This is a genomic window from Sphingobacterium sp. UBA1897 (assembly GCF_002337775.1).
Lineage (GTDB): Bacteria > Bacteroidota > Bacteroidia > Sphingobacteriales > Sphingobacteriaceae > Sphingobacterium > Sphingobacterium siyangense.
Genome location: NZ_DDGR01000004.1, coordinates 1 through 26,999, shown reverse-complemented (window position 1 = coordinate 26,999; position 26,999 = coordinate 1). Strand labels below are relative to the sequence as shown.

Here is a 26,999-nt window from a genome sequence, read left to right as displayed (position 1 = left end):
AACTTCATATTGCTTCTTTTTTTCCGAAAGAAATATTTTGATAATCAAGGTTCAAAAACTGCTTTAGTTTGTCAATAGTTATATACTTCGCTCCCGTTCCTGTATATAGAGTCTCAATCATACGCCAGTTTTCCAGCATATATAAATAAAGTCGCTCAGCATCCTTAATTGTTGATGTTTTTATTCCAATAACGCAATCTGAAAGTATATAAATATCATTGGGATATATTATACAAATTTTTGAAGATATGGGCTTACCAACTCTTGGGATTAATATTGCGGGACCAGATATTTTTGAATATTCATTCACCACTTTTACATTCAAGTTGATAATAGAATTTGCATTTAAGTTTGTTGAATGTACCAAAAAAAATCCATTGACATCTTCCTTTATTAGATTCATACTCAATTTACCTCTTAAGACACTTACTCCGTTAAATTCAAGCTCAATTCGAGGAATTGTTTTTTGAATGGAGTTTTGATTTAAATCATTTAAGGAAATCAGAATTACATTTGGTGTACAATCTCTAAAATATTTCACCTTCGGTTCATCAAGCAAACACAAGTTGTATTTTCTCTCTAACATTTCCCATGCTTCTTTATCCTTCTGAGAATACGCCACGCTGCTAGGCATAATTGCATATATTACCCCATTAGTTTTCATGTATGAAATAGATGTAATCAAAAATTCCATAGCCGTACTAACGTAGTAAATTCTATCCTCAAAAACAATTTCATTAACCTTACCTCCTTTGCATGAAAATGGTGGGTTTAATAAAATTAGATCATACTGATTCTTTTGAAAAATTATTGACTCATTTCGCTGTTCTTGATCTAAAAAGTCAGTTTTGCTAAGCACCCAGTCATAGTGTTTATTTTGAGTATTTTCGACAGCTTCGTCGGAAATATCACTACCGAAACATTTAACCTTAGGCCATTTGTTTCTGGCTGCTCTTAGCAGTTCACCATCACCAATACAAAAGTCGGCTACACAATTAATTTTCCTATCTTTAATAAATGAAATCAATCGTTCAGCAAGTATTTTTGGAGTATAAAAGGAGTCTCTAGCCATTAATTTTCTACAATCAATTTACTTACTATGCATTCAACCACATTCCCAATTCCAGCAGTTCTACGTTTTTGTCTTTTAGGATTATCATAGACTAGTTCGACAAAACGAGGATATTTAATTGCAAAAAGCATTGCGGCAATAGCATGCGGTTTAGTACCTATTGGCGCTAATTTAATTTTAAAATTAGGATTTTTTTTCAATATTTTCGAAAGCAGCATATAAACTTCAACTAGAGAATTTGCAGAAGCAAATTTCACTTTTCTCCAAGTTTCCGTTTCTTTAAGTGGTCTATTATTACCCCAATAAGCCACGTACGGATACTCCGGCCTAAAACCAGGTACACCTATTATAGGAATTACATTTTCTTTAGGTGGTTGCACTGACTCCAGCATATGTGAAAATCTCCCTCCTTCAAAACCTAACAAAGCTATTAAAAATATCTTCTCTTCATCTTGAGGAAATATAGTTGCAAAACCAGGCAATGGAGAAATTCCATCAATACGTTCTGAAAGATCATTAAATACGCTTTCAGTTTTAAATTGTTTTATATCATATGAATCTGGTTCTGCATAAACGATTATAACCTTCTTAACATCACTATTGGAATGCATTTCCATAGCATTTTTTATAAAAGCTGCGCATATACGATTGTCCAATCCAGTTACATCTATGTATATATTATTTGAATGAAATTTACCTATGGCTTTTTTAACCGAAATAGAACTCCTCAAATGTATTTCAGTTTCTGATCCCACCTCAATAACTTTTTCATCCTCTAATCCTCGCAATTCTAAATAGTTGACATTCTCTAATTTTCGACTAATCAATGTCTCTACAAAATGACTCCTATCTTCAGCAGATACTCCATAAATATAAGTCGAATCATTTTGAGGTTTAAAGTCATCTACAGATTTATGTATTGCTGTATATAAATAATCATTTTTCATTATAATAATTTTGAAAAAGAGACATTTGCTGCGGAAATTCTTGCAACTCATTATCGCTAATGTCGGTTCTAGTTAATATACTCTTTATAGTCTCCTTTTGATGATTAATAAGGCCTAATATATCATCGGTTTTTAAGTTGATCTTTCTCTTTCTTCGATGACTAAATTGAAAATATGCAGAATACAAAGGGTGGATCATATACAAATAATCTCTTGTACTATATGTTTCTCCCATCTTATTACCAGGAGTCCTAATTAACGCTAGATGCATGACTGCATTACGGATCAGTTCTTCAAACTCCTCAGCTTGAATCCCCGTTTTTTCAAGAGAAAATTGATTTTTTTCAGGAGCGGATTTGCCATCACTACTTGCCAATACTTGGAATACCCTACCTAGACCTAATAATAATTTTGTCAGTTGCGCTCCATTCTTCCAAAGTCCTTCAAGTTCCATCAAGTTTTTCAAACCTGCTTCTTGAGCCGCATAGGTTTGATTTTTGGGACTAATTGAAACACTTAGCAGCTCGTTGGCTTCTAGATGTTTCTCATATGCTCGATATACTAGTTCCATTAGGTACCTTATGTTTCCATATGCTAATTTAGTATAGGTGCCCCAGCCTGAGTAAAATTTTTGAATTCCCGATTTTCCACGGCCCTTTCGTATTTTAAAGAGCATCTCATATTTATAATTATCATACCTTGTATTCCATTTTTTGACATTATCACAATAATCTGAAATTATAATCTCAACTGGTTTATTATGAATGGTCGCCCAATAGGAGATGAAAAACTGATAAAGAAGGGGCAAATCCTTAATTTTACTTGTTTGTGATGACGGTAACTTCTTTAGATTATTGAAATGAGGAGTATTTTCTACTTCGAGTAATATTGCTTCTTCTTCTATAGTCAATCCTTTCAACGCATCGTCAATATCCATAATCACATCTGAATCATGGGCTGCGAGAATCTTTTGAATTCTCTGCTGACAAACTTTTTTAGCAAAATCTGAAAAACTAGATTCGCTTTCCATCAATTTAGATTCAATATTCACTAGAACATAATCGGCTGGATCATATAATAACTCATTATTATTAAGGGTATGTTTTACTCTCCATCCCAATTCCCTTACACCTATTTTAAAAGTATAAGACTCTGTTGTATGTTTGATCAGAGAATTTATTATCTTTTGTTGATAATCTTCATAGTTCTCATATTCATCTAACAAAATAAAAAAAATCTTACCTTCAAATTGCCTCAATTGCAATGCATATTCTGTAATCAATTTAATAGGATCACCAGACATTGATAACTTTGGAAGATCCTGATCAAAAATATTATTTATTTCCGACTGAAATGTATACATAGACATATCAAATATTTCTAATAATCCATCAATATCTTCACAAGTTTCATTGCTATTGATTGAGTTCGCTATTAAACGACATACATGTTTTGAAAATTTTTCATCATTTGGACTTTTATCAGCGTGCCACTTGATAAAAATTAAAATATCTCTGCAAATTAGTAGGTTGAAGTAGTGTGCGAAAATTCTTCCCCATTCCTGTTCTGATAGATCTCCACCAGAAAATGCACGCACATGGTTTGTATTAACTCGATTATAAATTCCAACAAAGTCGGATTGATCAAAATCCTCTATATTGTTATTATGTATTGCAAATTGCCCCTGATAAGAGAGCCCTCTCAGAACTGTAGTCTTTCCTGTACCTCTCCCACCCTCCAACACACAAGGTCGATTATCTTGTAATGCGGGGAAATAAGACGGTTCAGCAAAAAGTTCAAAGATTTGATTTCTCAACCATTCTGCTTTATAACTTCCGAAGGATTCGTTTAGCTTCTTTAAAGATTCTTTTGTATCGCTCATCTTTGGTGTATTTTACGAACTAAAGGCACCCAATCTCCTGAATTCCAATAAAATATTGGCAAAGTAGCATCAGGTGTACCATGATTGAATGAAAAAGCTAGTCCCTGTCTACCAAATCCTTTTTCATCATTTTCATGTTGTCCATCTGTGGAAGGTATACCAAGCTCTTTACTTTTTTCCAATATTAATTTTGTTCCTTTTTTATATAAATCTAAATCATTTTTCCAACAAATACATTGTTCATCAAACAAATCATATTCCTTACCCAAAATATGTGTGGGACTTAAATAGAAGCCTTGGCATCCATCAGTTATTACCTTCGCTCCCATATCATTTACTATTAAGGGAGCATAGACTGCACAATGTTTTCCTTCTTTACAAATTTGTGAAAGTGTTTTATTATTATGGAAAACATTTACCTGCCAAGCTTTAAAAACTTGTGCACCTGAACCGACAAAATCGTCAACAAAGATTATGGGTGTAGGTTTTGCTAAGAAATCTAAAACGCGAGGGATATTAGAATAACTAACAATTCTGCCTTCAGGAACTGACATCTCATCTCTGAGTAACCTTGTAAAGATATGTCCGCTATCCGTTGGATTTAATGTTTCCCCAGGAATAAAACTATATATACAACGGTCAAAAAAGTCATCATGCTTCCAATCTGAAAAATGTTTGGTAAAAATATATCCAGTGTTAGAAACAGAAGTTTTAAGCATCTGAATAACCATTTTTGAAGAGTAATAATTAAAAAAATCTAAAATTATACAGGCTATATCCCTCTCTTCACCTTCCCGAAAATTATTAAGCCAACCTTCATAATTTAAGTCTTCATCTAAAGGCCATGCTTGCACTGTTTGAAAAAATTTTGCTCTACTTTTTGCTTCCTCAAAATAATTATATTGTTGATCCAAGGTTAATTCATTTTAAATAAATAATGGCTTTCAATCTATTGACTCGAAAAATCAATCAAAATTTAGATGATAAATCGAAAATAATATATTTAACTTATCAATCAAAAACAAAGGTACGCATCTTTAATCAATTAGATTGTATCAGAAATAAAAAACGGGANNTCCCGTTTTTTATTTCTGATAATTGTAATTACTATCCCTAAACTAATTCTAAACTGAAAGGATTGCTAATTGTTCTTTTTCCAAAGCGTTCTAACAACTTAACATTATTAGTTGGATCAATATTTTCCTTTTTTAATATTTCTCTTACACTAGGCTGTTTTAGCCCCGGTATCCGTACAATAAAAAATGGCCAAAGTTCATCACTTTCATATTTTTTCTCCAAACTAGGAAATCCTACAATAAGATTATACTCCTCTGCATTATCTTTAAATTCTGAAGAATACTCAAAAAACCAGCGTTTATTATCTGCGTCAAATGATAAAACGCCAATTTTCAAATCATTTAATGATAACACAAACTTAATAGTATTGGAAAGAAAATCATGTTCTGGAACCTTCAGATCTTCCAAATCCATTAAAACCTCATCCTTTAATGAGGATGATTTAAATAATTTATTCCACCACATAACAAAGACTTCTTAAAATTTCAAATCTTTTTTCAATAACAAGCGTAATAATCCGTTTACGTTCTTCAGTGAAATATATAAAAATTTCTTCATTTAATAATGTTAAAATTTTTCTTTCATTGACTTCACTAATCAACTCACAAACTATTGAACTATTTTCGTTACTATAATTTTTCAAAAACTCTACCAAATCAAAATGGTTAACTGTTTTATTTGCGTCAATACTAATTCTTGGACACGAATTAGTGAGATACTTGCTAAAAAGAGTTCCTCCATTCGTATCATAGTTAACCAAATATTTCTTTATATTTTCTTCACTTAGATTCCACATCAATCCTCGTGCCGAATCATAAAGTGGCGCAAAGGTAATCATTTTTTCAATGCTATTTATACTCCTTTTGACTCCCCAATTATAAAAGTGTCTATCATTGTTACCGACAATAGCATCAAATACTAGCATTTTGACAAATTCCTTCATTAACGGTTCAAATGCATTTGGAAAAACTAATCGAATTGCATCTTTAACAAATTCAAATGTAAAATGTTTTCGTGCCTGATTTTTGTCATTCGCAATCATAATTGCTTCCTCTAGATTTCCAAAATGTTCTGCACATATGTCAGCTCCATGTACTAAGGTTTCTTTTTCTAAGTTTAAAAAAAACTTACTAAGAAATCGAATTTGGGAGTTAGCAACTACGAGCCTAGTCTCATTCATATTTAACCCCAGTGATTCTCCGATTCTGTTGATTGCATATTCAATTATTGACTCGTGTGGATACCATTTTTCCGCAGTTTTTGCAATATAAGAAACCCATACTTTTCGGTTTCCTTTGCACTTTTTCCTTCCGTTTTTATATTCATAAACGCAGATAAACTGTTTTGGCGCATCACCATCTAAAGGAATATCTTCTATTTTATAGGATTTTTCTTTTAAAACTTCAATTTTATGAAAATTTATTAATTTACCTGAATAATGCGACGAATGTTCAATTCTCAACCCCGGCAACGCCATATTATGTATAATGAATGGTTAATATTTACAAATATAAAACAAATTTAATTAAGTAAAATTTGGATACTCAATACTTGTTTATGTTATATTTTCAGACTCAAACATGGAAAGATTCAAATGGCATTACAATTTTGCAAGTTAAAGTAAACGAAGATGAGTATCATTTTGTTTATATATTCCAAAATGTAAATCGCGATGCTCATAAAGATGATTGAGAATATAGCAATACGTTCTGAAAGAAAGGCCGTTCTCACATAATAACAACTTTTTAAACTAAATATTTCACCTTATTCCTTTTAGCCTTATAATTTGTAGTTGGAAAGATTTGCTAAAGCACAAAAATAAATACAGTATAGTATTGGAATTCTTTGTACATAAGACGATTCAGAGTCGTGTATAGGTTCCTAAATTAAATGTAACTTGGATGTATCCCTCATATTGGATATAAATTAAAGTAATCATTATCAAGATCTTCCTCTCTTATTATTATTTTCCTCAACACTAGAAATTGTTCCGTATCGAATATCACGAACTGTAGGTTTTACATATTGATCTTCTTTTAGTCCAGCTGACTTAATGATACTTTCTGGGATATTCGTATTTAATAATCTATTTCCATCCTTTAAATGTGGTAATACCTTATCCTTAATCGCATTCATAATATCCAATAGTCCTTTACTAAATGATAAAATTTTAACGATTGGGGTATCATATTTAATATTCCAAACTGCTCTATCTGACATTCCATATACTATACCTCTAAGCATAGCTTTATTAACAATTGAAGTTAGTTTTTTCAGATCCTTCTTTCTCAAGTATTCATATAGTAGATCATTAATTTTCTCCTCCAAAGCCATATTGATAAAACGATCATCCGGTTTTGTAAAGGATTTCATATACTCTTCGCTTGTTTTATAAGTTCTTTTCCACTTGCATCTTTATGATAATAGTCAGTTGAACCGCCATGTCCTGCATTTTTGGCATAACCAGCATGTTTACCATTGATATATAACGAAGCTGTGAACGCTTCCGTTTCTTCGCTTAGTGAAGGAGCATGTTTAATATTTTTAAGTTCAATATTCATAAAAAATAATTCTAACGGTGGATAAATCCACAAGTTATAGATCGATAACAATCGGCCTTATTGGCACTAAATACTATAAAGCAGTAAATAAATGAGAGAAATTCAAGAATCCCTTAACCGGTTTATGAGTTCGGATGGCGAACCGTTTACCAGAAATCACCTCAAAGTAGTTTAGAGAAAACTTCTCAATCGGTAATACAAGACTTTGCGAGCCAAATTCTATTTCTATCAGCTCCTTACTCATTCGAAATTTTGAGTCGATACTACGACTCCAAAGGGCAACCTTGCAGTCAAAGATTTTCCCAATCAAGCTATTTTCAGCTATAAGATGGATTTTGGCATTAGGGAACTCATAAATGAGCTCCCTAATGTACTCTTTGCATGGAAGATAGCCTATCGAGGCAAAAGCAACAGACAACAAGTTATCAACATAATGTGGAAAAAAATGTGTAAAACATAAAATATCTAGACAAGCTGAAGCTATAAATAAATCAGTTACCGAAGGGGCAAAATGATTACAAGCTTTCCAGATACCGCTAGCTACCTCTTTAACACATACGTTGTTAGTCCAAACTTCCTTTTCCTTACCTGAAAGATATCTATGACTGAACTCAAAACCCGTAGGGGATTTTTCAAAAAATGGTTCAAAGAACCGGATCACATCCTGATCCAAATTATCCATATTCATTAGCGGGACGATGAGCGTCCATATCCCCTAGATTCCTGATTTGGGATATGTTTATTTATTAACTGCTGGATGGTAACATTAGAATCGACTACATTTCCTTTTTGTTTCATATCAGCAATGGCCTGATTATACCCATTTGTATAACCTTCGGATTGGAACTTGGCAGCACGGTTTTTCAGGGCCTGAATCCCTCTATATACAAGGTACGAGATGCCGGCATCAAACAGGATCGAAAGTGCTAGTCTTTTATTATCCGATTTTAATCCCTGGGGGTTAAGCGCTGTATGCTGAAACCTGGTGCCATCAGATAATTCCACAATCTGTCCATTTTTAAATTTTTTCTTTTGTTCTTCTGTTAGCGTCTCTGAATTTACCGTTAATGGAGCATTTACCTTTGCAGGATCATAGGAAATAAACTCTTTGGTCTGTTCATCGTATTCGATGATTATTTTCCTGACCTTACCCTTTTGTACTTCTTGCTCTTTTGCAATATTATCAATCTCACCATTTTGAAGTTTCTGACTTTCGTTTTCATCCAATAACTCATGTGCTTTTGCTACTTTGTATATTGGATGCACATTCAGGCTCACACTTCCGTCATCATTTTTCTTTAAAGATAGTTTTGCATCGAGTTCGGGAATAGATAACCCATCAAATTTAAGGTCCTTAAAATTTGTCATTTCGGTTCTTCTGCCAGTCAATAGTGCATTGATATTGTCCCTGGAGAGAAGTATTCGCCCTTGAATATATAGTCCCAGTTTTTCAAGTTCACCAAGGGGAAGTTCGTTGTCTTTAAATTGATTCATGTTACTATCTAATTATTGGATTAACGTTTTAAACCATAAGAAGCTTTTTGGACTTCTTCGTTATTATTAGAAATTGCAGGAGTTTTTATATCATTGCCGTTTTTGACATCTAGCAACGATTGGTAGAGCCTGTCATTCTTTGAGAGTACAAATTTCTTCCCCGTGTCCTCTACTTCCATCTGAAGCCTTCCCCTTTTCAGTTGACTGGTTACTTTATAAACCGAATCCTTGTACGGAATGATATCGCCAATAAACAGTTTGGATTCATTTTTTTGCTGGCTTTTATTAGTGGTTTGCTGGTTAAGTTCACGTTTACGCTCAAAATCCAGCAGAAAAGAAAATATCTTTTCCGCATCCGTTGCAGCCGCATGGATTTCATAAGGATTATTTTTTAACATTTCGATCCACCCTTTTACATAAGCAGCATGCTGGCCGGGATCATGACCGATCTTAAACTCATCACCGATCAGCATAGAGGCAATCTCCGCCCTTAATTCTTCCCGTGCATACCCTTCACTTCCAAACCTGTTAAATAGGGACCTGTTGAGCCTGTCCTGATGTCCAGTCCAATGCCCAAGCTCATGAAGAAGGGTAGCATAATAGCGGTCTGGAGTAGTAAATTGCTCTTTTAACGGCATCGTTATACTGTCAGAACGGAGGCTATAATATGCCTCATCACCTTTTCTGTGATTGACCACCGCACCGGAAAGGAGAACCAGATCTTCCGCACGGACTATTGGGTCCCAATCAGATTTCAATTGGGGCTTGAATTCTAATTTACGAATTCCACTGACCTGTTCAGCGTTAAAGACCCATGCCGCTGTGACAATGGCACGTTCCAAAGGCGTCCGTACTTTTATGCTTTTGCCATTTTCATCAAGGACTTTTTTCCCGTTTTCATCTAATTTTGGAATAAGATCATGGGTTTTGACAAATTGAACAAGCGTAGCCTTTTCACCCTTATTTATTTGCCAGCCTTTGGAATCCGCTTGTTTGAAAGTCAGCCATCGGGGGTCTTCCCTGCCTGAATTCAGCAGTGAAAAGATATTGATTCCTTTATATCTATTTCCGGTAATTGCGTTATAAGGCAGACTGAAATCGGTTGAGACGGAATTCCAAGGTTTCTGCCAGGGGGCTGTTCCTTTTTCCAATTTTTCGATGAGGGCTGCGGCAACCTGCTCGTGTAGCGATTTTACCTTATTGTTCATCCTCCTCCCCTTCCTCGTTATTTTTCTCGTCAAAAGGAAATTCGTCACCATAAGATATTCCGTATATGACTGCTTCTTCGGGCGTTAGCCCAATTTCTTCGCCTTCTTTCAGAATTCTAAGTTTCTCATTAAGGCTTTCAAAAGATTTATTCATTTTTTTGCTCGTTTAAAGGATTTAAGCTGATTTCATTGAGTTTTTTAAAAAAAAGAATGGGGTCAATAAATTGACCCCGGATTTTGACTGAGAGATGGAGATGCTCTCCGGTCGCTAGACCTGTTCTGCCGCTTACACCAAGTAGATGACCGGGCGGTAAACATTCGCCTTTTTGGACCAATAGTCGAGATAGATGTCCGTATATAACCTGGATATCATCACCTGATTCTATTACCAGAAATTTACCCAGCGTAGGACTTTCCGCGGCATTCACCACTTTTCCTGAAATTATATTAAAGATGGGTGAATCCCTAGCGGCAAGATCTACACCGTTATGATGAATAGGTTTTAATTTTATCGGATGTTGCCTAAGACCGTAAGGCGACGTAACCCGCATTTTTTTAAGTGGTAGACTAAAATCTATAGCTTGCCCAACCGCGTTTAAGGAAATAAAAAGCAATGTGAATATCCAGATTATTGGACAACAGTAAATTGGATAAACGGGGCATCGAATATTGTACATAGTGAAATTAAACGGGTGATCTGAAAATTATTCCGATGATTTTTTGTATTTATCCGTTAAGGATTCCGTCTCGTTAGGCTGCGTATACCGAAATCCGGTCACCGCTTCAACAACTGAATTAACCTCCTCTTTGATCTTTTTAAAATTCGCCAGCAGTATCTGTTCTTTTTTCTCTCCAAAATCATAGAATATGGGCAATTCTCTATAATGCTGCTCTTCCTGTTTTATCGCTCTAACATCAATATTTATCCGGCAGTTAACGGCTGAGGTCCTGAATTTTCCGGTAAACTTCTCTACGGCATCAGAAGCGATAAGTCCTACCATCTGACCAGCAGGCAGTGCTGCGATCTTACCTGCGGGGATAAGGGGTTCGAGTTTTTCTGACAGGGAGATAGAAGTTTTATTCCTGTCGATACTAAGGCTTTCGCTCTGCTGTTTTACTTTTCCAAAAATCCTTTCTAACCACTCAAGGGTATCTTTGTTCTGCACGCTTCCTGATAGAACATTCCCCACTACCGAAGTAATCGTTGCGGAAGTTTCTTTGCCATACTGCTGCTGAAATTGTTGTAAGCTCTGGATACCCAAGACAGTCGCCACAAGATTACTTCGAGCCTGACTAAGAACCTGTTCTATACGGTATAAATATAAACTCGGAGCCTCATCAACGACTATTCCAACAGGAAGGTTTCCTTTGGAATTTACCAGTTTTGTAACACGGTTCACGACAACCGATAAACATGCAGAATTGATACTCTGGGTAGCGGGATCATTAGCCAAGATCAGTATTCCGGGATGTTTGGGATTACTGACCTGAAGTTCAAAGTCATCTCCGCCAAAAACCCAGAACGTTTCTTTTGTCGCTAGCCTGCTGATAAAGATTTTTAATGTTCCGACCTGTCCCTCCAGCTGCTCAAAAGCACGCGCCTTATAAGCTGTCATAAAGGGAGACAAAAGCGAATTAAGTTCTTCGTTGCTAAAGAGTGTGTCAAAAACATCTTCGTAGGACATGTTCAAAAATGCCAGAACATGTGGCAAGGTTGAATAGCGTCCATTTTCATACTTACAAAAGAAGTAGATACAGGCCGTTAAGAAATTCACGGCAGATTGGGTAAAAAACTGGTCGCTTCCTCCACTCTTATCACCTTTTTTTAGAGCCTCTACCAATGCTTCGGCTGTTTCATTTGCATCTGCGAGGGTCTGCAAATATTCCGGTTTAAATGGATTTGCCCGGCGGCTTCTGGATGGGTCATTCAGGTTAATGACATGGAATTCATAATCCAGCATTTTTCCTTCCTGTTTCGCCAGCAAATAATGATAGTAAGCAATCTTTCCAAGATCAGGATACTTTAGATCATAAATACACATGGTAAATGAATTTGCTATCATTTGACGCAGAATTGGCATAATGACCCCAAAGCTTTTACCGCTTCCCGGAACTCCGCAGACCAAACAGCCCCTAAATAAGTTTTCCAGTGGAATATAGCCTTGATTTACCTTTCCCTTATAATAAAACAACATAGGGATATTGACAGAATATGGCGTGATTTTCGCCTGGGTGGGCTGCATAAAGGATTCTTCCTCGATATTCCATTTATCTTTCCCTAATCTAGAGCTGATAATCTTTGAAATGTTGTCTAATGCAACATGGATCAGGACAATCCCTAGAAAAGAGCTGAATACATAACCAAGATCATAATAATTCAGCCCGTATAGAACCGGTTTCCCCTTGTGATCGTGCAGCCATACCGCAAGTGCAATTATTAAGAATCCAAGCGTGAGGGGATAAACAATATGGTTCTTGGGATTTAGATCTTTCTTCTTTTTACTCAGGGTACCGATAGAAACCAGTATGACCAAAAAAACAGTAAATAGCTTACTGGCCAGCAGTCCCGAATAAAAAGGCATCCTTGCCAGCTTGGTTGCAAAAAGTAAATTTGTTTTGTTTAGTATCCCATATTCAAGGGATTTCTCAACATAAAGAAAGAGATAGAACTCCAGAAAAATGGAAAGATAAATGGCGAACTGGAAGAATCTATAAAGGCCCTGTTGCTCTTTTGTTTCTTCCATTTTTATTAGTTATAGAGAATCTGCATTCAGGATATCCTGGTATTTGATTTTCAGGTCAATTGCCCTGCCCGACAACTGTTTTTCAGTGAGACTTACCCGCAATATTTTACTGCCCGGAAATGTTACTTTTTTAAGAACATAAATATTCCGGTTCTTTTTCTTTAGGAGGTCGAATGGCTGAAATTGCCAGATGGGTTCTATCTCAACCGACTGGACATTTGTCGCCTTGGTAATTCTTTTATCTTCCACAAAAAAACGTAGCTGATCTGGCCTAAATGAAAGGTTCGTTTTATTAACAAATGAAAGATCCAGAAAAATGAAATCACCGATCGTTCTGATACCGTTTAAATAGATCCCTATTCCAAACTTCTCTTCCTTCCTCTTTGGGCGGTTACCGGATTGGGATAAAAGAGTATAGGATAAGGACCTCATCTGGCTCCTGCTCAGGCTGTTTTCCGAAGGTTCCAGCGGAACCGTAGATAAAGGATTTATTTCATAAAGAACTGGCGACTGTGGTTCAATATCCTGATCAGTTTTGAAGGCCCGGAACTGTGTCATGAAATTTTCTCCGACGACTGTAATGCTGCCGAGTTCTGTCACTGAATCATCTAGATTCATGCTGTCTGGAACAATTTTAAGCCGGAGCAAATTATCTATAGGCAAATCTGCTACTACTCTTTTGGAAGATATATCCACATATTTGATCGGTTCCGGTGAAAGGATGTGAACTGTATTTCCCTTGGAAATCCTGATAGATTTAAGGTCGCTAAGTAAATGGTCTCCACCTGTCTGTGCCATTGTCGGGGTTGCGGCGAGCAGAAATATCGCCGATAAAAACAGAAATAGATTTCTCATAATTGAAAATGATGAATGATTATTTGTATTGTTTTTGATTTTCACGAAGTGCTTGTGGGTCTATCAGATAGACCAGCGTGTTATATTTGATTTTCGCCCTATTTTTCCGGATATACCTGGAAACTGCTGTAGTAGTTGACTGAAACATCCTCTGGATCACGCCCATAATGACCTGGTTCTGGTTTTCTCCCCCCTGTATTGAAATTCCCTGAGAAGAATTTGCGCCAAGCTCTTTACTGAACTCCCTGAAAGCGGATGCGGGCACATAAAGGCCCTGAAGACCATCATTATCATATAGATCAAGTTTTACAGGCAGGATCTTACCTCCCTGCATAATTGAGCTAATGCTCAAAAGGACACGCTGGCCGGTAAATCCGCTAATTTTTGCGTATAAATAGGTGCCTTTTTGAATCAGATTGCTTCCCACAAATAAATCATCCATGAGCCTGATCCGCAACCTGGAATCCACATATCCGGTCATATTTTCGTCAATTATGGCCTGAATAAAAGAATCGTTCGGATTGTCTCTTACCGTATTGAAAACGGATTCGGTATCGTCGGCCTTTCTGACTTTAAGCAATGGCAGATCCGCTTCTGCTTTTTTCGCTATTTCGATCCGCTGCCTCTCCTCCCTTGCCGCTCTTTCTTCCGGGTCATTGGCCTTTGCCAGACTATCGGCAAATTCCATCTGCCGGCGGAATAGGAGCATCGGATCTTCTTTTGTCCTTTTTGGTTCTTTTCTGGATTCTGGATTGGATTTAGGAACAAGGGAACTCAGGACACGGTCCAGGTCTTCATTTCCATGCACAGCCCTGGGTGCATTAACTGACATTAGTGATTCCTGTTTAAGCTTATCCCTTATGGAATCTAACTTGCGTTTTTCTTTATCATTGTACATTTCATCAAAACGGAATCCATCTACTTTGTCTTCCTGCAATTGATTCACCGCGGTATAGCCGTCCCCTCGACGGTACAGTTCCCGGTAAGCGTTAAGCTTATCGGTTAAAGCTTTATTTTTCACCTCTGGGGAGACTTCCGAAATTTGTTCTTTTAGCTGGGGCTCATTATCTTTTACAGCACTCTCTTTTGAAAATGCGGATTGGTAAACGTAAAAGAAAATACAGATAAAAGGCAGGGCGATAAGCGGTATGATATATTTGGGCCTTTTTAGGTCTAATTTCATAATATAAATTGATTTAGAATTGAGAAATGCTAAGCGGGTTTAGGAAAAAAAATGGTGGATCAATCTTTGGATATCGAATCTTTCGCATTATGGTTTTCCAGCGACAAAAGCCTATCCTTTATCTGGATAAGGATCATACTATCCTGTTTATCTAGGTTATCTTTTTTTGAAAGCCCTTCTAGGACTGCCTGGAGTTCAAGTACTTCTTTTAGATCGGAGATTGAACCAAATATATTTCCCATTCCATCCGCAATAGGCGCCGATAGTTGCGGATTTTTCACCATTTTTACTTCCTTTTGCCTTGGCAGCATAAAGAAACAACAGATTGAAATCAGGATACATAACACCATGAACATGAAAACCTGCTTGGGATATGTACTCAATTTTGACCTTACACATTTTCTAAGATGGACTGTATACCTGGAAAATTCATTGCCGATCTCTTTCCAGACACTGCTTTCGGATTTATTAGAGGTTATTTTTTTGAACATAACTGAGGTCTTTATTTTCCAATGTTTTCCATCTCGTTATCAGAACTGCATGCGCGTTGTTGTCTGTTCTGATTTTAAGGTCCCTTAAATATCCTTCTGTAATGAGACTACGAACAACGGTTGAGCTCCGTCGGTCTATGGTCTGTTTACCATAAAAGCGAAAATAGTTTCCTTCAAGGTGGATTGAATCCGTCTGGACGGTAAGTACCGCACTGGAAGACAAGATGGAATTAAAAAATCCTTTCTCACGGAGGTTATTGTATTGTAAAGCACCTGATTCATCAATCAGATACATCGCCCGCTTCATCTGGTATTCTATAAACTTCTCGTCCGGTGTCAGCGTAAAAAAAAGACTATGAAATAAATTTATATGCGTTCGGTACTCGGCTGAACGGTTCATTTCAACACTGGTCTGCTGCGCGGCCAAAGGCACATTATTTATATCCAGTACATATACTGACTTTCTTGCGCTTTCCACCTGTTTAAAGGCAAAGAAAGAAACTATGGACACCAGCAGAAAGGCTGTTATTAAACTCCCGACGGCAATAAGGGTTGCCAGACGAATCTTTGATTCTATATTTTTGATAATCATGTTCTTTATTTAAGTTTAGAATTTTGCGATCACCCTCCTAGCTGTTCTTGCCATACCGGATGCCCCACGGCCCATTGTACCCGCGGCAGAAGTGATTCCAGAAGTGGAGACGATCCATGTACTGATACTTGGCACCGTGAGCATTGTGAGCCCACCGATCAGGAAGGTTACTATGACGATCCCAAATGACATTATCCCATTTCCGGCAAGCCAGCCAAGTTTTTCGAGCCTATCGCCAGAAGTCGATAATAATTCCTGATAACGGGTGATCTCAGCTTCTAAAGCATACTGCTGAAAAAGACTGGCTATATGCATTACCAGATAGGCAATCCCAGAGTAGAGATTGACCGACACGAACCGCGCGATCCAGGTTCCGAAAGAATCCCTGAAAGCGGGAAGAATACTTACCGCAACGGAGAATGGGCCTAAAATGATCAGTATGGTCGAATAGAGTATCTGGATCATGAATATGATATAAACACAGATCCGAAGTACCCAGACTGCCAAGGTTTCCAGTGTATAGGTCATCCATAGCTGCAAATTGATCTGCATCCTGTTTCTTAGCTCCACAACATTGTTCCAGACGGAAGTAAACCCATCTTTCACGGTTGAGGTGACCGCATCCCACGCTTTTCCGTACCAGGTATCCGCCTCATTTTTTGCAACTTCGGTTTCCGCCTGGATCTGGGTCAGGGAATTGGCTATGTCATACATGAGTTTTGCACGTTGGAGCCGAAGGCTATTGACTTCGGTCTGTCCGCTATCAAAGAGGCTTTCCGTTTTGGCAGCTACAATATCCGTAGGATAAGCGATCACCCTTGTGAAAGCTCCCCACCAGATAATGACCATGACCAGTCCAAATGGCCTGAGCAGCGGCATAATCTCCATTTTTTTATCGCCGGACATCATTTCATAGCTTTTTATGGCGAAAAATATGAGCATAAAAATTGCCGCTAGCGCCTGTGCATCCGTAATAAAAGTATCGTAATGGGTCCATATCGTATCTTTCATCCCTTTCAGGAAATGCATTACCCCTTCCTCGTATACCCCATTTCCCTGCAGGAAAGTGAAAGTATCCTTAAATGAATCAGGCACCCCCACTGGAGATGCCTGTAAAAAAAATGTGTATGTCATATAAAATTAATTTATCATCTGCTCTTATTTAGGATTTTGTCCGCAATTTCAATATCAGATTTTCCATTATGTGGGAGCGGCATGACCGGATCTATCTCCTTAATGGAAGACAGGTCACTTGATAGGGACAGAAATTTCTGGGCATTGCTCTTCTTGGATTCCCACCCCGATTCAAGAACCCTATATTCCGACAATAGGCGATGAAAGCCCATGATCCTGCTGCCCCTTTCAAGATCTGCTGTTTTAAGGATTTCTAGACGTTCTATGAGGCCCGATCTTTCACTGGTATACCATTCATAAGTACCTTTATTTATCAGATATTCTCTTACCTCTGAACTTAGCCCCTGAAGGATTAGGGATTCATCCTTTTCTAGGGGGGCGAACTCATGTTTATAGTATAGCATCCAAAGTGGATCTGCGGAACTTACAGCCCCTGAATAGTGGGCCAGTTCCTTGATAGCAGTATTTCGGATGGTATCGGACTGCTTTTTATAGGAATCATTGGTCTGCTGCATAGCCATCACCAGCCCCATCCGCATGGTCTGGGGCCCTGAGCCTGAAAGGGGGCGCCTGTCCAGCTTGGGATAATTGGGATGAAGGCCCCAGGTGAGCCAATACTGATAATTCACTCCAAGAAAGCCAGAAGTCGGGGTAAATTTCTTTCGGTCCCACTGTTTATGCACCATGCGTTCCTGCTGATTGACAATATGTTTATCGGTCTGACGCTTGATCCGCTGGCCAGTGACAGGTTTAGATCCAAGCAGAAAAATAACAATAGCTAATATTCTCCACATAATTCAATGTTTTACTGCGCCATAGTTCCTTAATATCTCGTTTGCTTTTTGGACGTCCTTATTGACGAAATTTTTAAAAGGATTCACCGTTTTTAATAATCCGTTTATTTTTGTCCAATAAACCGAACGTTCCATACTAAAAAGTAGCGCGCGCATCACCTTTAGTTCGATGATGATCTTCCTCAAAAGAAAATCCCGCTTTTCATAATCCATTAAGACATTTTTGCCTTCCCTGAGAACAAAATCAGAAACTTCCATAGCAAGATTTATCCCCCTTTCTTTTAGCTGCCTAGCTGTTCCTTCTGCTACTAAAAGCAGCCAGGGTTCTTCTTTTGAAATCTCGATAAGGCTATTGGACTGTTTAATAATTTCAGCGATCAAGGAAGAAACCTGTAACACTGATCTACCGGACTTCAAAGCATTGTTTACCTCCGATAGGGACCTATGGATCACCTGCTGAACGATTACCAGGGAAGACAGGTTGAGATTGATGTCTTCAACATTTTGATTGATCTGCTTTAGCATACTGTTATGCGCCGATTCGGAGGCCAGCCTGACCGCACCGTTTTCATTTACGATTGCCAGATGTTTGGTATCTGAAATTATTGTCACATAACTTTGCCCATACAAAAAATCAAAACAGAAAATAATCAGTGTTATGAGATAATACTTCATGGTTTCTTTTCTAATTGTCTTAATATATTTTCCACAATTCTCCTGTCGGTGTTTATATATTCCTTAAAGGGATTAAGACCATCCAGTATTTTCTTCCTTGTGGAGTAATAAAGGGTAGCTGCCAGTGCCCTGGATGCTCCTTCTATCTGTCGGAGTTCAGTCAGTATATGCGCATAAAGCAAACGGCGATCACTGGTTTTCATCTGGTTGAGATCCCCGATTGTCAAAAACAGGCCGGCAATATATCTTCCCAATTGAACTGACCTATCTACGATTTCCTTTTCGCTATTTAAGGCCAGTGGAATAAATTCAGGATGGTCAGATGCGATACTCATCATTCTGTCCTGATGGGCAATAATCCGTTCAATGATCGGTCTGGATTCGATTCCCACACTCAGTCCCTGTAATGCCGTATGCAGGATACTGAACCTGTTCTGGATCTCCCGGTACCGCTTTTTGAGCTTCGTGGTACCCGAAGTATTTACCCGCTCATTTGCCGTAGCCACTCCCTGGCGGTCATGGGCCTCTTTCTGTCGTTCATACTCATCTTTGCTGTGACCTACCAGCTGGTGCAACAGTTGCACATTCAGCTGACAACTTGCAGTTTTGGATAAGCAAAGAATACAGAAACAAAAGATAATTCTCCATTTCATTGCATTACTTCTTTACGAGTCTATAATTTCTGATAACATCATCCGCGATCTGTTTATCTATATTGATAAATCTAGCATAGGGATTTAAGGAATTGAGGATTCCACGCTGTTTGGCCCAATACATATTTCGGTGCATTCCATACGCAACGCCTCTGAGAATGGTCAATTCCGTTTGTATCCGATTGAGTAATTTTGCCCGTTCACCGGAATCCATCAGACTCTCCTTTCCATCTTTGAGTACAAAGGCCCCTACCTCTGTGGCAAGGTTTGTCGCCCTGTTCTTAAATTCCCTTGCTCCGGCTTCGGCAAAAAGTAAAAGCACAGGATTCCCCTTTGCAAGTACCATTGCTTTTTCGACATCCTCAATAATATCGACGGTAATTCCGGCAATCTCTTTTATGCTCAGCAGTGATCTGACCACAGAAGAAACCTCAGAGAGTCCTTTATAAATTTTATCCTGTAGATCATTGACAATCTGTAACTGCCCGGTAACAGCAAGCTGACCCCGCTGGATCAGTGTCAGGTTATCGTTGACATGATCCAATTGCCTATTCATCACCGAGGCATGTGCTCCCGTAGCCGCTGCGACTGCCGGATCGGTATAGATCTGTGCTTCTACAGACAAGCTTGGAAATAAGATCAGTAAAATCATAATTAGTCTATTCATTGGCCATAAGATTTAAAGTTTGAATTCCCTTTCTATTAACTTCCCCAACAAAATCGCTAAGGGCTTTGCCAGAATATTCCAGATCTTTTACAAATGCGGTAAGGCCATCTTTGTAATTTCCAAAATGATCCGCATAGATTTTTACAGCACTTTTTTCGGGTTTTTCGGTGGTAAACGCGAGATACTGAAATAAGGATACTTCCACGCCATATACTTCGCCTACTGTCCCTCTTCGGATGTAGACTTCTTTAAAACGTGACCTATCTTCCTTATTCTGTAATTTATTTATGGTAAAGATCTTGCGTCTTTCAACATCGGTAATGGACAGCAGTTTTGCTATTTCATCATAATTGGACTGGAATTTAGACTGGTCAAGTAAACATATCGTATCCGAATTTGCCAGAATGCTGTCCTTGACTATTGGATTGCCCAAAATATCGCCTAGTTCTTGCGTAACGACCACGATTTCACCATAAAATTTTCTTACCGTTTTATACAGGTAAACTATGTAACCAGCCATTAAGGGGCTTGCAATGGCCTTCCATGCCTCTTCGATTACCAAGGCTTTACGCTGGAATGTCCGATGCCTCATTTTCTGTAGGAATAGATCCATAATAACCAGCGTAACGATTGGAAAAAGGGTCTTGTTCTCCTTCAGATTGTCAATTTCGAACACCACAAGCCTCTCTTCAAATAGGGAGGAATCAGCGCTTTTATTGAGAACGGTACCAAATTCCTGTCCTGTAAAGAATTTCTTCAAAACATACCTATATTCATCCAGATCAAACTTTAAAGATTCATCGTCCATTATATCCCTGATCTTGTCAACGGAATACACATAAAAAGAGTCGAAATTTAATTCTTCAGGACGATGGGTTTTTTGCGGTCCGGGATCGAGGTAAAAATATTCATAATAATAGGAGGATATAACGTTTGATAAAAGTGTATCCTCTACCTGGGACAATTTTCCGTCGGCTCCCTTCCAGAGCAGCGCTACCAGGGTTTTTAAGAAATCCTTTTTCTCTAGGTTAAACTCTTCCTGAGTCAGGGCAAAAGGATTCATGGATATCGGGTTTTCCTCAGTATAGGTAAGGTAAGTTCCGCCTAGAAAAGTACAGAGGCCCTGATAGGAATCGCCGGTATCGACGATGACAATATCCATGTTATACCTATAATACTGTTCCAGAAGCGCATTCATGAAGAAAGATTTTCCAGTACCACTAGGCCCCAGCGCAAATTTCGAACGGTTGGAAATACGGTTTGTACTCAGGTCAGCAGGATCAAATGCCAATGGTATCCCCTGTCGGTCTGTAAACCGGATCAGAAAATCCGTTTTTTCATCGCAGGGCAGTGATTCCTTAAAAAAATAACAGAGCGCCGCATCTACCGGAGTCAAAAACCAGTCATAAACCTGTAGTTCCACGGCATTGCCGGGTAATGAAGACCTGAATAATTCGAACTGGTTGTAAGCATTTCTGCTGGGAATAATCCCCTGCTGAAATAGGGACGATTCAATAAAATTCGATGTCCTTTCCAGCAATTCAGAATCGCAACCAATCAAAATCGAAAAATGTGTATTAACGAGCAACTGATTGTCTTTTGCCACATCGGCCAATAAATTATCAATATCTTCAACATAGAACTGATTGGCCGGATCGGGCATATTGGAATGCCTTTTCCTTTTAAGTTCCAGTTTGTTCAGTGTAAACTGCTGAGCTGGAATTTCAATCACCTGATTATAGATCATGACCTTATAATCTGGTACCATGTGCAGAAAAAATAAATTGTCAACGGGAAAATCCATCAAGCCGTTTGTTTCATTCCGTATCGCATACGAACTGATCGTCTCAGGCAGTTCAACAATATCCGTATCTATGAGACTAATGCATCTGATGGATCTTTTCCCCAGATTTATCTGATTGTCATGACACTGATAATTATCCAATACTGTTTCCGTACCCTCAAAATCAAATGAAAGTATCCTGTAAAAAAGACGATTGATTTCTGCTTTTCCAAGCACCCTTGGATGAAGACCCGCACCGCTTAATACCTCAATTACTTTACCAAGATCCCTTATAAACTTATACAGCATCTTCTCATCGTAAGTATAGAATGTGCCTTTCTTTACCTGTTTGGTAAAGGTGATATAGCTTCTGATTTCGGTAAATTCCCGACCGTTAAAATGTTCCTGATATTTTTGTTCCAAAAACACATCCGAAGGAACTGGTCGATACTTTCTACGGATAAATACATCCTGCTTTTGGATTATATGTCCATCCCCCAAAAGTTTGACCACACTGGAGATTGCATGGTGATAGGCGGAATACTTGGTTTCATCGGCATCATACTGGATGACCGGATTGGTAATACCAAGGATAATTGAATAGTCCCCCTTATCCCCAAAGAGGATCGGGAAACCCATAAATTCATCAATGCCCGCAAAAGGTAGATTAAAGGCATGCTTACTTTGCTTTTTCATTTCTGAACAGTGTTTTGGAAGGATGGATAATAATTCCGTTGTGACGGGTTTTGTCGAATAGCCCCTTTCTCTGCTTACTGATCGTATACACCATTCCCAGGGTCATGAACAGGAGGATGCCCAGGCAGCCAAGTATCATGTTGGTAAATGCGCCAATAAGACCTCCGCAGAGCATGCCGCCCATGATGGATATGACAGCGTAATAGATAAATTTCCCTTTAAAACCCCTGTAAATAAGGGGCTTTTGGAGCCCCTTATAAAATTGATAGTTTTTCTGGATCATACGCCAAAAAATGCCTTGATGACCACACTGACCAAAATGAGAAATAGACAGGAGCCGCCCCACGACATCAGTTCTTTCGAGATATCCTGGTCACCGCTGTTCCATTTGATATAGACCCTGATTCCCCCTATCAGCCCGACGACAGCCCCGATACTCAGTATCAATGTCGATATGGGATCGACATAGGTATTTAACGACGATGTGGCGGCGTCAATACCAACTGTTCCTCCTTGGGCGAAGGAACGTTCCGCAAAAAGGCAGATTGCGGCCAAAACAAGTAACTTGCTTGCTTTTACTCTCATAAGAAATAGGAATTAAAAAAGTGAATGGAAAAAAAGATTGGCGTTTTAGCTGATTCCATAGAGTGCTTTTAGGGATGCACTCAGTAGGGAAAGAAAAAGACAGGAGAGGAACCAGGCCATGACCTGGGCATCAATATGATGATCTTTTCCGCTCTGCCAGTTGTAGAAGATCCGAACCCCTCCTATCAGGCCACAGATAGCCCCAAGGACCAGGGCGAAGTCGGAAAAATTAAAATACCAGCCCCTGATCTCCGAGCTGACCTGCCTGAATTCGGACAAGCCCGGCTGGGCGACAAGGTTGTGGACAAAAAAAAAGACGGCAATTGCCGTCCATATCGTTTTCTTTTTGTTCATTATTGATTAATAAGCAATTGCCTTTGTGAATTCGATCAGGTCATTTTGAGCAAGGGAGAACAATTCTTTGATGGATACGCCTCCAGAACTTTCTATTGGGCCACTTGTGATCGCACCGGCATTTTCGAAGCTGTCGTCCAGAATATCTTCCTCCGGTAGGTCCACCTTCGTGGAGGAATGAAATTCAGGAAATGAGATTTCACCTTGCCTGACGTTTTTAGATTCATTACCCGGTTTATTATTGCGATAAAAATCATACATGAGGTTCAGTCCATAGTATCCAAGGTAAAGGGTGGAGAGATAAAGTGTAAATTGAATCCAGTTCATAGTTCGAGATTTTTTAGGGTTTCTTTGATATGATTTGAAATTTGGGGATGTTTTTGGAGGAAGTATTGAAGGGAATAGGAAATGATCTTGTTCATGTCAATTCCCTGGGTAATCTTGAGCTGTTTGAGGAGAAATATGGTTTTATCGTCGAGCCTGATCAGCAGCTTTTCTTTTCCGATCAGCCTGTGGGCACGTATTTCCTCGACGATAGGATCTAATGCGTTTTTTTGGACAGGTTTCTTTTTAGGGACTGTTTTGCCTGTCCCTTCATTATTATCTTTCCGAATGGTTTCCCTCAGTTCATCCGCTAGTGTTTTAATATTCATAGGCATCAGTCACTTTTAAGAAAATGGTCATAGATATGGGAAAGCACTGGATAAGATACCGGACGGATCGTTTCGGGGGTATGTACTGTTGAGACCCTTTGAAAATCTATCCTGTCCGAAATTTCCGAAAGGACTGTTCCAAAATTCCGCAGAACCTTCTGGACCTGTTCCTTGGTTTCGTATTTTACATTTGTCTTGATCCTGTTAGGGATAAAAAGAACCTCTGCTCGTCTGTTCAGCTTTTTGACGACCATTGAAAATAACACTGTTGAATCGACTGAAAATTCGTCATACGCAAATGGGCACAGAATGAGATCGGCGGAAGTGAAAATCGGAAGAAGGCCATCATCATCCATTTTTCCGGGAAGGTCAATTAAAATGATGTCCTTTGGAGATTTTAGCAGTCTCTTCTTCATTAATGGGAAGTCATCAAGTGCGGCGGGAACAATTTCATAAAAAGGGTCATTTTCCAATATTTTAGCTTTTTGCGATTTTGCAAATAGGGACTGTTGATAATCCATATCAAGAATGGTCAGGGCCTGTCGTTTCTCTATTGCCAAAAAATTGGCGAGCAGAAGCACAAGTGTACTTTTACCGCAGCCTCCTTTCTGGTTTCCAATAAGTACAAGCATAATGTTAGAGTTTGGTCAATAATGTTTTTGCTAACGTGTATTGGTGCGGGATTTTCTTTTACGTCTCCGATTTCTACCATGAATGGCCTCATCATCAACGTCATCCCTAATGTCGATCTGAAAATCAGGTACCGGAAAACTGCCATTTTCCGGTATGTCATCGAGAACAATTGAATTTTCAACGCTAAATGATTTATGAGCTGGCGATTTAAACTCAGCTTGCGGAGAATCTTCGGATCTAGTAGGTTTTAATGTTTTATCACTATTATTTGCAGAGATAAATTCTGAAAGTGGCATCAGGTCACCACCTTTATAAATGCTCTTGCCCGCATGGTCAATTATCGTATAACCATAAGGAGGTTTTCCGGGTTTTCCATGAAAAAGGAACTGGATGCCGAATTTTGATTTAAACAGTTCTGCCAGATCAGAGGTGTAACCAACTGCAATAGCACTTTCCCCACCGGGGTTTTCCTGATACAAAGTTCTCACTGTCGGATCATGCGCTAATTTATAGCGGTGAAAAATTGCACGGATCTGGGATAATCTATCAAGGTCCTTTCGAAACTGCCCGATTTTATTGTCAACGACATCCAGCGATACTTCACCAAGATTTCTACCGAATTTGGAAACCCGGTACTTTCCAGCGTTAAGCGTAATACTGTAACCCTGATTTTCCAAAATCATCATAAACTGTGCCCGTGTGGAAAAGCTGTATTGGAGAGCATTTTGTATGGATTTCGAAGCTTCTATTTTTTCGTCGTTTCCCATCACTCGGTTAAGGACCTCATAGGAACGAAGTTTCTCATAGCTATCGCTGATTTTTTTCCCGTCCCTGCTGACACGTGTTGAGACGATGTGGATATGATTATTTTTAGTATCCTTGTGAAATATCAGCAAATAGGGTTGATTTTCATATCCCATTCCTTGTAACCACTTCTCCGCGATTTCTGTTAATTCTTCTTTACTATGGCTGCGGCCTTTACATGATATCGCCACATGAAATTGTGGGTTCTTTATTTTTTTGCTCGCACTGGTCTGGAGCTCCAGATAGTTGATATAATCAGATGGGCGCACGTTGGACATGGCTCCAAGCGCACCGAAATTGGCTGCTTTTACCAGTTCACCCTTATCCTGCTGGATCTTGTCCGTATTATAGCGAACACCGCCAAAACTTTTAGCGGAGGATAATATTTTAACAATCATCGCTGTCCTTTGATCAATCGCATTAGATTTCTGAATTCCTGTTCAATCTGCCGCTGATATTTAATATAATCAGCTATGAGGGAGGGAAATCGGGATAGTTCGCCGGGTTCCAGTTTACCCTGTAGCTTTAATGTATTGATGTGGCGCGCAAGTTGATTAATATTATTTCCAGATCTTCCTAGCTCCGATCCTAGCGTATCGAGCATCTGGAGTATGGTTTTAGAATCGACCAATGTCCTGGATGGATGGGATAAAACCCTATTCCTTACGATTTCCGAACGGTTTATGCCAAGCGATTTTTCAAGGGAAAGGAACTGTGCTTTTTCGCTTTCTGTTAGGCGCAGTTCAAAGCGGCATACCCTATTATTTTTTAGACTTTTAGTTCTGAAAGATTTGTTTCTTCCCATATATCGATTATTTTAGGTACCACTGGCTAAACGGCTGGCATGAAAACCCTCCGGTGAGAATATCGAGTTTTCCCATCCCATCCAGGAAGCAGCCAGATCAAAGCCACCTATTCCCGTGAATAGGCTGCGGTGTTTTTTTAACATAGTTTTAGGATTAGATTTAGGAAAAATGCACCAGAACAAGGGGCAAAGATTTAGAAAGTAGAAAAATGGAGTTGCGACATTTTTCCTTCCCTGATACTTGTCAATCTAAAAGGGTGATAAGTTTCAGGGCAAGTTCGTTTTTGTTGGTACAAGATCAGCAAAGCGCAATCTGTACGTACAAAGACACAACTTGCCCAAAACAAAACAAGAAACAGTGGGGGTATTTTATCGACGGCGAAAGCCTTTCAGAGGATCAAGTAGATCAAATTTTAATCTGGGTTTTGGGAATAGGCCCGGAATAAGTGCGGAACTTGGCAAGTCCCTATTATTTGTAAAATTCCGATACTGTATAGGTTGGTTGCCGGCACTCGAAGCTGCCAACCTGGCAATTCTAATTCCGGTTCCAATTCCATCCCTGATATAAAATTTACAGTTGATGGGCTGTTTAAAACGGTTTGAAACAATAGAAGTTTCCAGATAATATTTATCTATATATGCTGCTCCCCTAAAACT

General features: G+C 38.6%; 33 protein-coding genes. All 33 read right to left on the bottom strand.

Annotation, left to right across the window (positions count from 1 at the left end):
* Positions 1 to 4: 4 nt before the first annotated feature.
* Entirely contained in the window at positions 5 to 1,072 is a 1,068-nt protein-coding gene (locus tag B4N43_RS02850; protein ID WP_286732648.1) for a methyltransferase, read from the bottom strand.
* Positions 1,072 to 2,019 (bottom strand): hypothetical protein, encoded by a 948-nt coding sequence (locus tag B4N43_RS02845; protein WP_286732646.1) that lies wholly within the window; start codon positions 2,017 to 2,019, stop codon positions 1,072 to 1,074. Before B4N43_RS02845 ends, B4N43_RS02850 begins: the two co-directional genes overlap by 1 nt.
* Complete coding sequence (locus tag B4N43_RS02840) at positions 2,009 to 3,901, bottom strand: hypothetical protein (protein WP_286732644.1); 1,893 nt, start codon at positions 3,899 to 3,901, stop codon at positions 2,009 to 2,011. Before B4N43_RS02840 ends, B4N43_RS02845 begins: the two co-directional genes overlap by 11 nt.
* Positions 3,898 to 4,815, bottom strand: a complete 918-nt coding sequence (locus B4N43_RS02835; RefSeq protein ID WP_286732643.1) for a phosphoribosyltransferase-like protein — start codon at positions 4,813 to 4,815, stop codon at positions 3,898 to 3,900. Before B4N43_RS02835 ends, B4N43_RS02840 begins: the two co-directional genes overlap by 4 nt.
* A 199-nt stretch (positions 4,816 to 5,014) precedes the next feature.
* On the bottom strand, positions 5,015 to 5,443 hold the full coding sequence (locus tag B4N43_RS02830; RefSeq protein WP_286732641.1) for a HipA N-terminal domain-containing protein: 429 nt from the start codon (positions 5,441 to 5,443) through the stop codon (positions 5,015 to 5,017).
* Positions 5,430 to 6,455, bottom strand: coding sequence for a HipA domain-containing protein (locus B4N43_RS02825; protein WP_286732638.1), 1,026 nt, complete (start codon positions 6,453 to 6,455; stop codon positions 5,430 to 5,432). The genes B4N43_RS02830 and B4N43_RS02825 overlap by 14 nt, the downstream gene beginning before the upstream one ends.
* A 464-nt stretch (positions 6,456 to 6,919) precedes the next feature.
* On the bottom strand, positions 6,920 to 7,351 hold the full coding sequence (locus B4N43_RS02820; protein WP_286732636.1) for a hypothetical protein: 432 nt from the start codon (positions 7,349 to 7,351) through the stop codon (positions 6,920 to 6,922).
* A complete protein-coding gene (locus B4N43_RS02815; protein ID WP_286732634.1) occupies positions 7,348 to 7,539 on the bottom strand; it encodes a hypothetical protein in 192 nt (63 codons plus the stop codon). The genes B4N43_RS02820 and B4N43_RS02815 overlap by 4 nt, the downstream gene beginning before the upstream one ends.
* 73 nt (positions 7,540 to 7,612) lie before the next feature.
* On the bottom strand, positions 7,613 to 8,221 hold the full coding sequence (locus B4N43_RS02810; RefSeq protein WP_286732633.1) for a hypothetical protein: 609 nt from the start codon (positions 8,219 to 8,221) through the stop codon (positions 7,613 to 7,615).
* Between the two features lie 5 nt (positions 8,222 to 8,226).
* Complete coding sequence (locus B4N43_RS02805; RefSeq protein WP_286732632.1) at positions 8,227 to 9,033, bottom strand: DUF4099 domain-containing protein; 807 nt, start codon at positions 9,031 to 9,033, stop codon at positions 8,227 to 8,229.
* A 20-nt stretch (positions 9,034 to 9,053) separates the two neighbouring features.
* The gene (locus B4N43_RS02800; protein ID WP_286732631.1) at positions 9,054 to 10,241 is read right to left on the bottom strand and encodes an ArdC family protein; all 1,188 of its coding nucleotides are present in this window, start codon (positions 10,239 to 10,241) and stop codon (positions 9,054 to 9,056) included.
* Positions 10,231 to 10,395, bottom strand: a complete 165-nt coding sequence (locus tag B4N43_RS02795) for a hypothetical protein (RefSeq protein ID WP_286732630.1) — start codon at positions 10,393 to 10,395, stop codon at positions 10,231 to 10,233. Before B4N43_RS02795 ends, B4N43_RS02800 begins: the two co-directional genes overlap by 11 nt.
* Positions 10,388 to 10,792: a M23 family metallopeptidase gene (locus tag B4N43_RS02790; protein WP_286732629.1), complete on the bottom strand. Its 405-nt coding sequence runs from the start codon at positions 10,790 to 10,792 to the stop codon at positions 10,388 to 10,390. The genes B4N43_RS02795 and B4N43_RS02790 overlap by 8 nt, the downstream gene beginning before the upstream one ends.
* Before the next feature lie 153 nt (positions 10,793 to 10,945).
* Positions 10,946 to 12,985: a type IV secretion system DNA-binding domain-containing protein gene (locus tag B4N43_RS02785; protein WP_286732627.1), complete on the bottom strand. Its 2,040-nt coding sequence runs from the start codon at positions 12,983 to 12,985 to the stop codon at positions 10,946 to 10,948.
* Between the two features lie 9 nt (positions 12,986 to 12,994).
* Positions 12,995 to 13,840 carry a conjugative transposon protein TraN gene (gene traN, locus B4N43_RS02780; RefSeq protein WP_286732626.1) on the bottom strand — a complete coding sequence of 282 codons (846 nt, stop codon included), beginning with the start codon at positions 13,838 to 13,840 and terminating at the stop codon, positions 12,995 to 12,997.
* A 19-nt stretch (positions 13,841 to 13,859) separates the two neighbouring features.
* A complete protein-coding gene (gene traM / locus B4N43_RS02775) occupies positions 13,860 to 15,023 on the bottom strand; it encodes a conjugative transposon protein TraM (protein ID WP_286732625.1) in 1,164 nt (387 codons plus the stop codon).
* 59 nt (positions 15,024 to 15,082) lie between these two features.
* On the bottom strand, positions 15,083 to 15,514 hold the full coding sequence (locus tag B4N43_RS02770; protein WP_286732623.1) for a hypothetical protein: 432 nt from the start codon (positions 15,512 to 15,514) through the stop codon (positions 15,083 to 15,085).
* Complete coding sequence (traK, locus tag B4N43_RS02765; RefSeq protein ID WP_165308865.1) at positions 15,492 to 16,106, bottom strand: conjugative transposon protein TraK; 615 nt, start codon at positions 16,104 to 16,106, stop codon at positions 15,492 to 15,494. Before traK ends, B4N43_RS02770 begins: the two co-directional genes overlap by 23 nt.
* A 15-nt stretch (positions 16,107 to 16,121) precedes the next feature.
* Entirely contained in the window at positions 16,122 to 17,240 is a 1,119-nt protein-coding gene (locus B4N43_RS02760; RefSeq protein WP_286732621.1) for a plasmid transfer protein, read from the bottom strand.
* A gap of 14 nt (positions 17,241 to 17,254) precedes the next feature.
* Entirely contained in the window at positions 17,255 to 18,034 is a 780-nt protein-coding gene (locus B4N43_RS02755; RefSeq protein WP_286732618.1) for a hypothetical protein, read from the bottom strand.
* Between the two features lie 3 nt (positions 18,035 to 18,037).
* Positions 18,038 to 18,709: a hypothetical protein gene (locus B4N43_RS02750; RefSeq protein ID WP_286732617.1), complete on the bottom strand. Its 672-nt coding sequence runs from the start codon at positions 18,707 to 18,709 to the stop codon at positions 18,038 to 18,040.
* Complete coding sequence (locus B4N43_RS02745) at positions 18,706 to 19,362, bottom strand: hypothetical protein (RefSeq protein ID WP_286732615.1); 657 nt, start codon at positions 19,360 to 19,362, stop codon at positions 18,706 to 18,708. Before B4N43_RS02745 ends, B4N43_RS02750 begins: the two co-directional genes overlap by 4 nt.
* A 4-nt stretch (positions 19,363 to 19,366) precedes the next feature.
* Positions 19,367 to 20,029, bottom strand: coding sequence for a hypothetical protein (locus B4N43_RS02740; RefSeq protein ID WP_286732614.1), 663 nt, complete (start codon positions 20,027 to 20,029; stop codon positions 19,367 to 19,369).
* On the bottom strand, positions 20,022 to 22,508 hold the full coding sequence (locus B4N43_RS02735; RefSeq protein ID WP_286732613.1) for a TraG family conjugative transposon ATPase: 2,487 nt from the start codon (positions 22,506 to 22,508) through the stop codon (positions 20,022 to 20,024). Before B4N43_RS02735 ends, B4N43_RS02740 begins: the two co-directional genes overlap by 8 nt.
* Positions 22,492 to 22,791 (bottom strand): DUF4133 domain-containing protein, encoded by a 300-nt coding sequence (locus B4N43_RS02730; RefSeq protein WP_286732612.1) that lies wholly within the window; start codon positions 22,789 to 22,791, stop codon positions 22,492 to 22,494. The genes B4N43_RS02735 and B4N43_RS02730 overlap by 17 nt, the downstream gene beginning before the upstream one ends.
* Positions 22,788 to 23,093 (bottom strand): DUF4134 domain-containing protein, encoded by a 306-nt coding sequence (locus B4N43_RS02725; protein ID WP_112375704.1) that lies wholly within the window; start codon positions 23,091 to 23,093, stop codon positions 22,788 to 22,790. The genes B4N43_RS02730 and B4N43_RS02725 overlap by 4 nt, the downstream gene beginning before the upstream one ends.
* 45 nt (positions 23,094 to 23,138) lie before the next feature.
* Positions 23,139 to 23,447 (bottom strand): DUF4134 family protein, encoded by a 309-nt coding sequence (locus tag B4N43_RS02720; protein ID WP_286732609.1) that lies wholly within the window; start codon positions 23,445 to 23,447, stop codon positions 23,139 to 23,141.
* A gap of 6 nt (positions 23,448 to 23,453) precedes the next feature.
* Positions 23,454 to 23,774: a hypothetical protein gene (locus tag B4N43_RS02715; protein WP_286732607.1), complete on the bottom strand. Its 321-nt coding sequence runs from the start codon at positions 23,772 to 23,774 to the stop codon at positions 23,454 to 23,456.
* Entirely contained in the window at positions 23,771 to 24,100 is a 330-nt protein-coding gene (locus B4N43_RS02710; protein ID WP_286732605.1) for a hypothetical protein, read from the bottom strand. Before B4N43_RS02710 ends, B4N43_RS02715 begins: the two co-directional genes overlap by 4 nt.
* Positions 24,101 to 24,105: 5 nt before the next feature.
* Positions 24,106 to 24,732 carry a ParA family protein gene (locus tag B4N43_RS02705; RefSeq protein ID WP_286732603.1) on the bottom strand — a complete coding sequence of 209 codons (627 nt, stop codon included), beginning with the start codon at positions 24,730 to 24,732 and terminating at the stop codon, positions 24,106 to 24,108.
* A 30-nt stretch (positions 24,733 to 24,762) separates the two neighbouring features.
* Positions 24,763 to 25,935 carry a relaxase/mobilization nuclease domain-containing protein gene (locus B4N43_RS02700; protein WP_286732601.1) on the bottom strand — a complete coding sequence of 391 codons (1,173 nt, stop codon included), beginning with the start codon at positions 25,933 to 25,935 and terminating at the stop codon, positions 24,763 to 24,765.
* A complete protein-coding gene (locus B4N43_RS02695; RefSeq protein ID WP_286732600.1) occupies positions 25,932 to 26,342 on the bottom strand; it encodes a plasmid mobilization protein in 411 nt (136 codons plus the stop codon). The genes B4N43_RS02700 and B4N43_RS02695 overlap by 4 nt, the downstream gene beginning before the upstream one ends.
* Positions 26,343 to 26,711: 369 nt before the next feature.
* The coding region (locus B4N43_RS02690; RefSeq protein WP_286732598.1) for a hypothetical protein at positions 26,712 to 26,999 on the bottom strand (288 nt) is incomplete at its 5' end.